This window comes from Clostridium sp. (assembly GCF_032552055.1).
Lineage (GTDB): Bacteria > Bacillota > Clostridia > Clostridiales > Clostridiaceae > Clostridium.
In genome coordinates this window covers 1-13,134 of the sequence record NZ_JAWGSV010000073.1, presented here as the reverse complement: position 1 = coordinate 13,134, position 13,134 = coordinate 1, and the positions used below count along the sequence as shown (strand labels likewise).

The following is a 13,134-nucleotide window of genomic DNA, read 5'->3' as shown; positions in this document are numbered from 1 at the left end:
CTATTAATATATATTTATTGCCCTAAAAATCAATTTTTATTTGGAGGTTTGTTTGTAATGAATATTAGTATTATTGATATGCCTCTGTTCTACGGATGCGATAATCCAGGTGTAGAACAAGGCCCAAAAATTTTAAGAGAAAACAACCTTCTAGATATCTTTAATAAAAGCCATAATGTCTGTGATATGGGCGAAGTTCATGTAAAAAATGTTTCTTCAAATGATAAATACGCAGCTAACGCAAAAATGAAGTATTTAGATGAAGTTGTGAGATCAAATATTGGACTAGCTGACAAAGTTTATACAGCTTTAGAAAATTCCACTTTACCCTTAGTAATAGGTGGAGACCACGCACTTGCTATAGGTAGCATTGCTGGGGCTAGTAAATATTTTGAAAATGATCTTGCAGTAGTTTGGGTTGATGCTCATGGTGATATTAATACCCTTGAGACTTCACCATCAGGAAACATTCATGGCATGCCTTTGGCTAGTTCAATGGGAATTGGACATGAAACATTGACTAATATTTATTCCCCTAGTCAAAAGGTTAAACCGGAAAATGTATTTTTATTAGGTTGTAGAGATTTGGATTTAGGTGAACTTGAAATAATCAAGAACTATAATCTAAATATCTGGACCATGAGAGATATAAAAAACAAGGGCATAAGTACTGTCCTTAAAGAGTTATTAGAAGCTATTAATAATATCAATGCTAAAAATATCCATTTAAGTTTTGATATTGATAGCTTAGACCCTAGATATGTACCTGGTACTGGCACTCCTGTAGAAGATGGATTATCTTTCTCAGAAGGAAAAGAAATTTTAGAAACTATTTTAAATACCTCTTTAGTTAAGTCAATGGATTTTGTTGAATTTAACCCAGTACTTGATAAAAATAAGAAAACTTTAGAAACTTGTATTGAATTATTAAAAGTAATTTCAAATAATCTTTAAATAAAACTTTATATCCTCTATTTCTGTTTAAATTATTGTATGTTATTATATAATATGTAAACTATATAAGGAGGAAATTATGAAATTACTATTTTTTGATACAGAAACTACTAGCATTAAGCCAGGTAATATATGCCAGCTTAGCTATATAATAATAGATGCCTCAACTAAGCCACAAAAAACTACTGGAAAAAACTTTTTCTTTACAGTTGATAGCATGGATGCAGGAGCCGAAGCAATTCATGGTTTTTCATTAGAAAAACTATATGAACTTTCAGATGGAAAAGAATTCTTAGAATTTGTTCATGAGTTTATGCCTGACTTCTTTGATGCAGATTTTATTATAGGTCATAATGTACAGTTTGATATAAAGTTTTTAAAACATGAGTTACAGCAACTTTGGGAAGCTGGTCTTGTGGATACTACTTGGGATCCAAAAAACACCTTCTGTACAATGGCATATTACAAACCTATTTGTAATATACTGAACCCATCAGGAACAGTTAAAAACCCTAAACTTTCAGAGGTTATCGATTATCTTCAAATATCTGAGGATGAGATAGCTAAAAAAGCAGATGAATTATTTGAAGGTAGTGGAAATTATCATGATGCAAGATTTGATACTGCTGCTACTTACTTAACAGTAATTCATGGTATGAAAAAAGGATTAATTCCTGCTGGTTACTTTAGTAGATTATTAAAAAATTAAATGGAGGTTACATAAACCTCCATTTAATTTTTTATATTTTAATATTCACTAAAAAACTTTTCTTTTAATCTTTGACACTCTTCTCTATCCATAGGTGGAACACCTTCAAGTCTATACTTAATCTTTAAAGCTTCATACTTATTTACACCTAATAAATGATATGGTAAAAGTTCAACCTTTTCTACATTATCTAATGTATCAACAAATTCCTTTAATTTCCCCATATAACCTTCACTATCAGTTTTTCCAGGAACAACTACTTGTCTTATCCAAATCTTTGCATTTGATTTTTTTAAGTCTTCTAGGAACTTATTGCTTTCATCTATTTTAGAACCAGTCATATCTAAATATCCATCTTCAGTAAGATGCTTTACATCATATAATACTAAATCAGTATATTTTAAAATCTCAGTATAATCCCCAAAGCCAACTCCTGAAGTATCTATGCAGGTATGAATACCTTCTTTCTTACACTCTTTTAATAACTCTAATAAAAATTCTGGTTGTCTTAATGGATCTCCACCTGAAAAAGTTACGCCTCCACCAGAGGTTTTAAAATAACTCTTAAATCTTTTAATTTTAGCAAGTAACTCTTCAACTGTGTACTCTTCTCCACCTTTATCACTCCAAGTATCTGGATTATGACAGTAAAGGCATCTTAGCTTACACCCTTGAAAAAAAACCACTACTCTTATTCCTGGTCCATCTACTAGACCCATTGTCTCAATGGAATGAATTCTACCCTTTAGCATATGTTATTCTCCTCTAAAAATAATAAGTGAAACCATTTCACCTATAATATTATAATTATTTTATAAAATTTGTACAATAGAGACTAATGTAGAATTATTTATAGAATTCTTGCAGATTTATTTAAAATGAATTTTTAATTCTTAGTTTCAAATCACTTATCAACACAGTATCCTATTTCTTTTGCTACTTCTTTTGAAATATCATCCCCAAGAGCTTTCTTAATTATGCATAAACAAAGCTCTATATGTCCTATTAAATTTGATGAAATCATTATTTTCCCATTGTCTACAAAGGATTTATTTGTCTCTATAGTATTTTCAATCTTCCATTTAGCCTTTGGAATCATTATTCCCTCAATATTGCTTAAATCTTTAAATAAATGCAATCCATTAGAAAAAGACGTAATATAATCACATTCTTTATAAACCTCACTAATATACAACAAGACCTCTTGATTATCTAAAACCTTATTAATCCCCTTTCCCCCAGGGATAAATAAAATGTTTGGCCTAATCTTTTTTATTTCAAGATTATTTTCTATATCCTTATCTGATAAATAATAAAATCTAAAATACTCTTCCTTTAATATATCATTTGCTTTACTAAATATTTCAAAAGGTAAGTTTTTTTCTATAATATTAGAATCATTGTACTCTAAAATAGCCACGACCTTTTTACTATTTAAATTTCCTGCTAAAAAAGTCTTTTTAGTTAATTTAAATGTCCAATGACTCTTATAACTATTAATTGCTTCAAATCCAAGTTTCTTCATCAAAAGTTTAGCTTCTTCTGATTGGACTGTATCAATTATAGCTTGTCCTCCGAATTGCAGAAAATAATATTCTAGTAATAATCTAAGAGCTTCTTCACCATAACCCATTCTTCTATAGTTATAATGTATTTTCAAATTAATTCTTGCTACTTTAGTAGCAGAATTATATCCATGAAAACTTACTTCTCCAATAGGCTCATTCTCTAGATTATATACAAGACAATAAAAATTTTTGCCATCTGTTGGATGTACCATCTTCTTATAAAACATTTCCCACTTATCTCTTGAAAATGAGTATACTTCTCCAGTATCACCAATATTCTTCTTATCACTCCAAAGTTCTTTAACATAAGCTAACTCACTAAACTCTGGCATTTTAATATATACACTTTTCCCATTCCTTCTATACAAATTAATATTGCTATCCATTTTACATCACCCACAGCTTATATCTTAAATAATTAACTATAATTAAATATCTCACAAATCATACCTATAATCAAGAAATTAGCACAAAGATTCTATAAATATAAAAAATTGTTATTTGCTTAATAATACTAATTAATACATAAGTATTCTTTTTCATAGACTTAAGAATTTATCTCACTTTAAATATATTTCATATTTTACCATAAATTTTTACCTTAAATAAAAATTTAGTATTACTAAACTTTAAGTGTTGTTTTATTAAACCCTTTTTATTTAAAACTTCTCTATCTTAATAATACCAATGCTTACGGAGAATACTTTTTTTAATATTTTTCTAAAAAAATATTGATTTATTCCCAATAAGTAATTATAATATACCTTGTTTGTTTAGTAATTTTAAACCTAAGGTTTAGTATATATGTTTTAATTAATCATAAAATATTTATTAGAACTTATATATTATAAAATTTATAGATGGAGGTACATTATGGAAATCGGTGAGAAAATACGCAGATTGCGCATAGAAAAGCAATTAACTCAAGAAGAGCTTGCAAATAGATGTGAATTATCTAAGGGTTTTATATCACAAGTAGAAAATGATTTAACTTCTCCATCAATAGCAACATTAATTGATATTTTAGAAATTCTAGGAACTAACTTAACAGAGTTCTTTAGTGATGCTACTGAGGAAAAAGTTGCTTTTACTTATGAAGATATGTTTGAAACTGAAAACGAAGAATTAAAATATAAATTAATGTGGCTAATACCTAATGCACAAAAGAACGAAATGGAACCAATAATGATAACTTTAGAGCCTCAAGGGCAATATGTGGAAGAAGAACCACATGAGGGTGAGGAATTTGGTTTTGTATTATCGGGAACTATAATATTGCATTTAGGTAAAAAGAAATTTAAGGTGAAAAAAGGTGAAAGCTTTTATTTTAAGCCTAGATCTAATCACTATATATCTAATGCTGGTAAAACCCAAGCAAAGGTAATATGGATTAGTACTCCACCATCATTTTAATCTATAGAAAGAGGTGTTTATTTTGGAACAAAATATAATTGAAATAAAGGGAATCTCTAAAACTTTTGAAGATAACTGTGTTTTAGATGATCTTTCTTTAAAAATAAGAAAAAATGAATTTTTAACATTACTTGGTCCAAGCGGATGTGGAAAAACTACTACTCTTAAGATCATTGCCGGCTTTGAAGAGGCTGATAATGGTGAGGTTTTATTTAATGGTACTGATATATCCACATTACCTCCATATAAGAGACCAGTAAACACCGTATTCCAAAAGTATGCTTTATTCCCTCATATGAATGTATATGAAAATATAGCTTTTGGTTTAAAAATTAAGAAAACTCCTAAGGATGAAATAGATTCAAAAGTTAAAGAAATGTTAAAACTAGTATCTTTAACTGGCTTTGAAAAAAGAAAAATAGAATCTTTAAGTGGTGGTCAGCAGCAAAGAGTTGCTATTGCAAGAGCACTAATTAATGAACCAGAAGTTCTGTTATTAGATGAACCTCTTGGTGCACTAGATTTAAAGCTTAGAAAAGAAATGCAATTAGAACTTAAAAGAATTCAACAAAGACTAGGAATTACCTTTATCTTCGTAACTCATGATCAAGAAGAAGCACTTACTATGTCAGATACAATTATAGTTATGAATAAAGGAAAGATTCAACAAATGGGATCTCCTGAAGATATATATAATGAACCTTCTAATGCATTCGTTGCAGACTTTATTGGAGAAAGTAATATATTAGATGGAGTAATGCTTGAAGATTATAAGGTTAAATTCTGTAATAGGATATTCGATTGTGTAGATAAAGGCTTTAATAAGGATGAATTAATAGATGTAGTTGTAAGACCAGAAGATATTAAAATAGTTGGTTCTAATGATGGAATGCTTAAAGGAATCGTAAAGTCAATTATATTTAAGGGAGTTCACTATGAAATGGAAGTTGAAGAAGGAAATAAAACTTGGATAATTCACAATACTAAGTTTGCTGAAGTTAATTCTGAAGTAGGATTAGATATTTATCCAGAAGATATTCATATTATGAGAAAGGTTTCTCAATAATGAAAAAAATAAATAGAAGAAGTCTATCAGCTTATCCATTTATATTTTGGAGCGCTTTATTTATAGTAATTCCTTTATTAATAGTATTATTTTTCGGCTTTACAATAGCTAATCCTGACGGAGGATACAGTTTTTCTTTAGAAAACTTCTATAGATTGCTTCAACCTCAATATATTAAAGTATTTGGAAGAAGTTTAGAACTTGCATTATTATCAACTTTTTGGTGCTTAATTTTAGGCTATCCTGTTGCATATATAATTTCTAGAATGAAACCATCTAAAGGAAGTATATTAATTATGTTATTTATAGTTCCTATGTGGATGAATTTCCTTTTAAGAACTTATGCTTGGTTACCTATTCTAGGTAAGAATGGATTCATTAATAACATATTAGCTCAAATAGGACTTGGACCATTTAACTTCTTATATAATGATGGTGCAGTTATTTTAGGTATGATATATAACTTCTTACCTTTTATGGTTTTACCAATATATACTGTTTTAACTAAAATAGATAATGATTTACTAAATGCTGCTGCTGACCTAGGTGCAAGCAGAATGCAGATATTTAGAAAAATAACTTTACCTCTAAGTATGCCTGGAGTTATCTCAGGAATAACAATGGTATTTATGCCAGCTGTATCTACCTTTGTAATTTCTAGATTACTAGGTGGTGGTCAATATATGCTTTTAGGTAACTTAATTGAACAGCAATTTACAATGATGGGTGATTGGAACTTCGGTTCATCTATATCTATCTTTATGATGGTAATTATATTAGTTTGTATGGCTATTATGAATATGTTTGATAAATCAGATTCTAAGGAAGGAGGCGGACAATTATGGTAAAAAGTTTTGAAAATTTCATTAAGAAATTTTACTTAGTATTAATATTTATTTTCTTATATTTACCTATTGCTGCCTTAATAATCTTTTCATTTAATGATTCTAAGACTATGGGAAGTTGGTCAGGCTTTACTTTAAAATGGTATAGGGAGCTTTTCCAAAATGAAACTATTATGCAAGCACTATTTTTTACAGTAGTAATTGCAATTATTTCATCATTAGTTGCAACTGTAATAGGTACACTTGCAGCAATTGGAATTAATAAAATGAGAGGGCCAAAAAAAGCACTATTGCTAAATATAAATTATTTGCCAGTCCTAAATCCTGATATAGTAACAGGGATTGCCTTGATGAGTTTATTTATATTCTTAAGACCTATTACTAAATTAGATTTTGGCTTTACTACTATGCTTCTAGCACATATAACATTTAACATCCCTTATGTTATACTTGCAGTATTACCAAAACTTAGGCAATTACCTGAGAATATAGAAGATGCTGCCTTAGACTTAGGAGCAACACCTTCATATACTTTAAGAAAGATAATATTACCTCAAATTAGACCTGGCATCTTTGCAGGTATGCTTATGGCCTTTACAATGTCTATAGATGATTTTGTTATAAGCTTCTTTACAGCAGGACCAGGAGTTACTAACCTTTCTATAGAAATATTTGCTATGGCTAGAAGAGGAATTAAACCTGAAATTAATGCTCTTTCAACTCTAATGTTTGTAACAGTATTAACCCTTCTATTAATTGCAAATAGGAAAGAATTTACATCGAGAGGTGATAAAGTTGAAAAAGCTTAAAAAATTACTTGCTGTTGTATCCTCTTTAGCGTTAACTACCTCACTTTTTGTAGGATGTGGTAACAGTGAAGAAAATGGTAAAAGAGTATTAAATGTTTTTAACTACGGTGACTATATTAATGAAGACTTAATTTCAAAATTTGAAGAAGAAACTGGTATTGATGTAATATATAATACTTATGAGTCTAATGAAATAATGTATCAAAAAGTTAAAAACAGCCCTGGTACCTACGACTTAATCTTCCCTTCTGACTACATTGTAGAAAAAATGATTAAAGAAGATATGCTAGAAAAAATAGATTTTAATAACATACCTAACTTTAAATATATTGGTGAAGATTTTAAAAATCTTTCTTATGATCCTAGCAATGAATACTCTATTCCTTATATGTGGGGAACAATTGGTATAATATATGACGCAGATAGGGTTGATGGCGAAATTGATAGCTGGGATGCTTTATGGGATGAAAAATATAAAGGTGAAATATTTATGTTTGATTCTATTAGAGACACTCTTGCAATTTCACTAGCTAGGCTTGGATATTCATTAAATTCTACCAATCAAGAAGAATTAGATGAAGCTGTTAATGAACTAATTAAACAAAAACCTTTAGTTCAATCTTATGTAATGGATGAAGTAAAAGATAAGATGATAAATGGCGAAGCAATATTGGCTACAGTTTATTCTGGAGATGCAATCTATATTCAAGAGGAAGCTCCTAATTTAAACTTACAATATGCAGTTCCTAAAGAAGGTTCCAATAAATGGTTTGATGTTATGGTAATCCCTAAAGGTGCTAAGCATAAAACTGAAGCTGAAGAATTTATAAACTTCTTATCAGAACCTGAAAATGCTGCTGAAAATGTAGATTATATTGGATATGCTACTCCAAACATGGGAGCATATGAACTTTTAGATGAGGAAACTCAAGAAGATGAAACAGTATATCCTTCAGAAGAAGTTTTAGATAAATGTGAAATCTTTATTGATTTAGGAAATAAAATCAAACTATATGATGATGCTTGGCTAAAAGTAAAAATAAATTAATTATAATAAGTCTACTGCGTATTAACATGCAGTAGACTTTATTAAATACCAAAAATATTAATTATTTAACTCCCCAAACCATAATTCAATTTCTCTTTTTGCACTTTCTAAGCTATCAGAAGCATGAACACAGTTTTCAGTTTTATTTTCTGCATACAGCCTTCTAATAGTACCTTCTTTAGCTACTTCTGGGTCTGTATTCCCATTTATCTCTCTTACCTTCTCTACTGCATTTTCACCCTGTACAACTAATGCACATAAAGGTCCTGAAGTAATAAAAGATAATAAATTATTGTAGAACCCTTTCCCTATATGTTCTGAGTAATGAATACTAGCAAATTCTTCAGTAATGGTTTCCATCTTGAGTTTAATAATACTTAAATTATTTTCTTCATACTTGCTAATTATTTTGCCTATTAACTTTTTCCTTACCGCATCTGGTTTAATCAATACTAATGACTTTTCCATATATCTTCCTCCATAAAAAAACTTTCTTCTAAATTATACCATCTATTTGCTATTTTTATTAACATAATTTAATAAAATATTAAAAATTTCCAGTAAATTGTGCTATAATTTTGATAATTATACTTTTAAGGAGGTATTTATGGTTAGATATTATATTGTAGTGGATGGTAGAGTCCAAGGAGTAGGCTTTAGATATTATTGCCAAATGAATGCCACAAACCTTAATTTAACTGGTTGGGTACGTAATATGTCTAATGGAATGGTAGAGATGGAAGTGCAAGGAACAGAACATACTTTAGCTAAATTTATAAGTTTAATTAGCAAAGGCAACTATTTCATAAGAGTTACTTCCGTTTCAAAAAAAGAAATTCCACTTATAGACTCAGAAACTAAATTCAAAATAAGATAAAATGCGAAGCATTTTAAATGAAAAAATGAAGGTAATGAAAAAGTTAAAGAATGAAGGAAGAGGTTTTGCTATGCAAAACCTCCTTTGTTTTAAAGATTACCTTATAAAAAAATCTGTAAAAATTTTTTATATTCATTCTTTCATTATTTAATTTTTTCATTCTTTAATTATTAAAATGCTTTGCATTTTAATACTAATTGTTTCTTTTAGCTTCCGTATCAAATATCATTAGATTATTTTCTTGAATTACTTTTACTAACTTATCTGCATAAATTAAGTTTCCCACTTCATCTTTTGCAGTGCTATAACCTGCATTTTCTAAAGCTTGTGCTTGCTCTTTATATGTTTTCCCATTAAATAATCCGTTTTGTGCATATCTTTCATTTTCATATAAGAATTTTCCGTGATCTCTTATAGATTCCTTTAAACTATCATAAGCTCTAAAAGCACCTACTATTACATCATCATAGTTTTCCATAGTTTCTAAATCTACACTATTTCCATCCCATCTACTGTCAGCTTTAATTCCAAAAAGATTATTATATTCTGCTGATAATGTAGATTCTCCCCAGCCAGATTCTAAAATAGCTTGTGATATTGTTATAGATGGTAAAATCCCATATTTTTTATAATTTTCATAGGCTATACTCTCAACATCACTGATAAATTTTTTCTTATCAATATCATTTGCAAGCTCTGTATGAATGTAATTATTTTTTAAAATATTTAATTTTTCAATTGCCTCTTTTTCATCATTACTTTTTAAATCAAAAACTTTAATTGCAGATTTAAAACTATTTAAACCAACAATATTTCCATCCTTATCTTTTTTAAATAAACTATTTACTATAGTTTCTGATGTATCTTCCTTAATTGAAAAACTACTATCATTAATAACATAATTAATTGCGGCTATCTCCTGCCAATTTAATTGATATCCATTGGTAGTATATTTATCTGCTAAATCTATATAGTTTTGTATTTCTTCCATTGATAAAATCATCTTATTACTGGAACTATTAAATAATCCAAATAATTTTACTATTATTACAGACATTACTGTAATAAAAAATACTAATAAAAAAATTACAGCTTTTATATTTTTATTAGTAAACTTTACCTTGCTGTAGTTATTTAAACCACTGTAACTACCCTTATATATAGAACTCACCCCTCTAAATTTGCTTAATAGCATGTCTATGTTTTAATTATCAATATCACTATAAATCTAAAAATTAAAAGTCAAAATTATTATTTAGTAAAACATATTAATTTTTCATTGTGCGACAGCACCTTATATTTCTCATTATAACTTATATATTATAATAATATTTCCTATAATTAAATCTTATCATTAAAACTTAAGAATTAATTTATATTTACTAAATAAATTAGGTAAGATTAGTCAGATAACTTACCTATCCTAGGGGTAACAAGAAATTTATACCTTTGCTTCTGATATTATTCATAAACTTTGAATTTAGTTGTTATTAATCAAGGTGGTTTTCGTCAAACTAAAAAAACCCAGCCTAAGCTGAGTTTCAATTATTTTATCTTGAATTTTAAGCTACTTCTACTCTCTCTGATTTTTCTTTCAACTCTTTAAAGTATTCTTCTGTTTCAGATATTACTACCTTCCTCAGGCCTATTAGTCCTATTAAGTTAGGGAATGCCATTAATCCATTTACTATGTCTGCTATAATAAATATCATTTCTAATGGTAAGAAAGGTCCAACTGCTACTAGAGCAATAAATATTAATTTATAAGGCTTGATTCCTTTTATTCCAAATAAGTATTCTATACATCTTTCACCATAGTAATTCCAGCCTAAGATTGTAGTAAAGGCAAAAAACATAAGTCCAATATTAACTATATACTTTCCTAAAACAGCTATTGGTAAACCTAATTCAAAGGCTGCTGTTGTAAGAGCTGCTCCTTCTAATGATCCACTAAAGGTACCTGTAATCACTATAACTAATCCAGTCATTGTACAAATTACTATAGTATCAATAAAGGTACCTGTCATTGATATTAGACCTTGTCTTACTGGTGAATTAGTTTTAGCAGCAGCTGCTGCTATTGGTGCACTTCCAAGTCCTGCTTCATTTGAAAATACTCCTCTTCCTATACCTCTTTGCATTGCTATAGTAATAGTTATACCAACTGCCCCACCTAAAGCAGCTTGAGGATTAAAGGCACTTTCTATAATTAAAGAAACAGCAGCTGGAATCTTATTAAAATTAAAGAATAATACAAGTAAAACTCCAACTATATATAGTCCTGCCATAAAGGGAACTACTGCTTCTGATACTTTTGAAATTCTCTTTATTCCACCTAAAGTTACTAATGCAACTAAAACTGTTACTACTAATGCAGTTACTATAGTAGGAATATTAAATCCTATTGCTGCTGCATCTGCGATAGACTTAACTTGTCCAAAAGTACCTATTCCTAGTAACGCTACCCCTACTCCAAATATAGCAAATATATTTGCAAGCCAGTTTAGTCCTAAACCATTTTTTATATAGTACATAGGTCCACCTGACATTTGACCATTTTCATCTACTTCCCTATATTTAATAGCTAGTACTCCTTCAGCATATTTAGTAGCCATACCAAAGAAAGCTGCTATCCACATCCAAAATAATGCTCCTGGTCCACCTGCCTTAATAGCTGTAGCAACACCTACTATATTTCCTGTACCAATAGTTGCTGATAAAGCTGTACATAATGCACCAAAACTTGAAACATCACCTTTTGCATTTTCATCATTATCTTCTTCCTTAGAAAATATATACTTAATAGCTAATGGTAATCTAAATATTTGTAATAGTTTTAGTTTCCATGTTAAGTATACACCTGTTCCAACTAGCAAAATAAGTAATGGTGGTCCCCATATAATAGTGTCCACTGCATTTAAAAAAGTTTCAATTTGTTTTAACATAAAAAAAATCCCCCTTAAATTATCTTTACGGAGGAGAATAGATAGTAAAAGTCCTTCTAATTAAAAATGAATAATTATTGATCTAAAGTATATCAAATTACAAAAATAATTTGATTTTTAAACTCCTAAAGGAGCTTTTTCACTAATTTCTTCATTTTAAATTATATTATAGTATACTATCCTTTCCCCTGTCCTTTTACCTGAGAGTTTCAATGTAACTGTCTTACTTAAGAATTAATAATAATTTACTTTCAAAAACTCCTACTGGAATTTTCGCATTAATTATTCATTCTTTATTTTGAAACAGCTCCATTTTGCTCCTTCGGTGCTCTATTCGAGTCTCTCCAGAGGTTCGTCCAGCAACGGTCCTAATACCTGAAAGATTTACTTCTTCGGTGGATTTAATAAAAATCACTCTCCCGCTACCTTCAACCGAACGTTATAAAATTATAGTGTTATTATATACATATATTTCAATATATTCAATACCTATTTATATTTTTAAATAAATCAAATATTTCATACTATAGTTTTATTTTTTTATTCGATCGCTACCATTGCTAATACTCCTATCCTCTAATAGTTGTAGCTAAGTACTGTTCCGCGCCTGAATTATTTCTTCTAAGCTTCAGATGGAGTATGGTATTCCTGCACCTTGTAAAAGTGATTCACACAAAATAAAAAATTTTGGTTCTCTACTTTTTAAGAAAACTCCATCTGAAGCTTAGAATCACTTTATTAATAATTACCCTAAGTTATTATCTATTTTTTATAAATTATTATATTTTGCAATATTAAATTCATACAATTATATTTTTGCAAGAAATAATTGCTTTTTATTTCTTTATATATATACTATTAATGTATAAGTTGAAATAATATTTTTACACTTTATTAAGT

General features: G+C 28.8%; 13 protein-coding genes and 1 riboswitch. Of the genes, 8 read left to right on the top strand and 5 right to left on the bottom strand.

The genetic code is table 11. From position 1 onward, the window contains the following. Positions 1-57 precede the first annotated feature (57 nt). Both rocF and E6248_RS07025 read left to right on the top strand, forming a co-directional pair. A complete protein-coding gene (gene rocF, locus E6248_RS07030) occupies positions 58-954 on the top strand; it encodes an arginase (protein ID WP_316340109.1) in 897 nt (298 codons plus the stop codon). 79 nt (positions 955-1,033) lie between these two features. Then, the gene (locus E6248_RS07025; RefSeq protein WP_316340108.1) at positions 1,034-1,663 is read left to right on the top strand and encodes a 3'-5' exonuclease; all 630 of its coding nucleotides are present in this window, start codon (positions 1,034-1,036) and stop codon (positions 1,661-1,663) included. 38 nt (positions 1,664-1,701) lie between these two features. Here E6248_RS07025 and pflA read toward each other — a convergent pair whose 3' ends face one another. Together pflA and E6248_RS07015 are read right to left on the bottom strand one after the other, a co-directional pair. Then, positions 1,702-2,415 carry a pyruvate formate-lyase-activating protein gene (pflA, locus tag E6248_RS07020; RefSeq protein ID WP_316340107.1) on the bottom strand — a complete coding sequence of 238 codons (714 nt, stop codon included), beginning with the start codon at positions 2,413-2,415 and terminating at the stop codon, positions 1,702-1,704. A gap of 152 nt (positions 2,416-2,567) precedes the next feature. Beyond that, on the bottom strand, positions 2,568-3,617 hold the full coding sequence (locus tag E6248_RS07015; protein ID WP_316340106.1) for a GNAT family N-acetyltransferase: 1,050 nt from the start codon (positions 3,615-3,617) through the stop codon (positions 2,568-2,570). Between the two features lie 487 nt (positions 3,618-4,104). On the opposite strand from E6248_RS07015, the gene E6248_RS07010 reads away from it, so the two are divergent. From E6248_RS07010 to E6248_RS06990, 5 genes are read left to right on the top strand one after another with little or no spacing between them, the layout of a single operon-like run. Then, entirely contained in the window at positions 4,105-4,644 is a 540-nt protein-coding gene (locus E6248_RS07010; RefSeq protein WP_316340105.1) for an XRE family transcriptional regulator, read from the top strand. 22 nt (positions 4,645-4,666) lie between these two features. Further along, the gene (gene potA / locus E6248_RS07005) at positions 4,667-5,710 is read left to right on the top strand and encodes a spermidine/putrescine ABC transporter ATP-binding protein (protein WP_316340104.1); all 1,044 of its coding nucleotides are present in this window, start codon (positions 4,667-4,669) and stop codon (positions 5,708-5,710) included. Continuing rightward, the gene (locus tag E6248_RS07000) at positions 5,710-6,558 is read left to right on the top strand and encodes an ABC transporter permease (protein WP_316340103.1); all 849 of its coding nucleotides are present in this window, start codon (positions 5,710-5,712) and stop codon (positions 6,556-6,558) included. The genes potA and E6248_RS07000 overlap by 1 nt, the downstream gene beginning before the upstream one ends. Further along, entirely contained in the window at positions 6,552-7,364 is an 813-nt protein-coding gene (locus tag E6248_RS06995; protein ID WP_316340102.1) for an ABC transporter permease, read from the top strand. The genes E6248_RS07000 and E6248_RS06995 overlap by 7 nt, the downstream gene beginning before the upstream one ends. Then, complete coding sequence (locus E6248_RS06990) at positions 7,351-8,412, top strand: spermidine/putrescine ABC transporter substrate-binding protein (RefSeq protein ID WP_316340101.1); 1,062 nt, start codon at positions 7,351-7,353, stop codon at positions 8,410-8,412. The genes E6248_RS06995 and E6248_RS06990 overlap by 14 nt, the downstream gene beginning before the upstream one ends. 57 nt (positions 8,413-8,469) lie before the next feature. On the opposite strand, the gene ndk is transcribed toward E6248_RS06990, so the two are convergent. Next, positions 8,470-8,880, bottom strand: a complete 411-nt coding sequence (gene ndk, locus E6248_RS06985) for a nucleoside-diphosphate kinase (protein WP_316340100.1) — start codon at positions 8,878-8,880, stop codon at positions 8,470-8,472. A 139-nt stretch (positions 8,881-9,019) separates the two neighbouring features. Between ndk and E6248_RS06980 the strand changes: the two genes are divergently transcribed. Then, positions 9,020-9,289, top strand: a complete 270-nt coding sequence (locus E6248_RS06980; protein ID WP_316340099.1) for an acylphosphatase — start codon at positions 9,020-9,022, stop codon at positions 9,287-9,289. A 193-nt stretch (positions 9,290-9,482) separates the two neighbouring features. On the opposite strand, the gene E6248_RS06975 is transcribed toward E6248_RS06980, so the two are convergent. Together E6248_RS06975 and E6248_RS06970 are read right to left on the bottom strand one after the other, a co-directional pair. Beyond that, positions 9,483-10,460 (bottom strand): glucosaminidase domain-containing protein, encoded by a 978-nt coding sequence (locus tag E6248_RS06975; RefSeq protein ID WP_316340098.1) that lies wholly within the window; start codon positions 10,458-10,460, stop codon positions 9,483-9,485. A gap of 391 nt (positions 10,461-10,851) precedes the next feature. Then, on the bottom strand, positions 10,852-12,234 hold the full coding sequence (locus E6248_RS06970) for a sodium:alanine symporter family protein (protein ID WP_316340097.1): 1,383 nt from the start codon (positions 12,232-12,234) through the stop codon (positions 10,852-10,854). Between the two features lie 353 nt (positions 12,235-12,587). After that, positions 12,588-12,666, bottom strand: a riboswitch (glycine riboswitch). Positions 12,667-13,134: the final 468 nt, after the last annotated feature.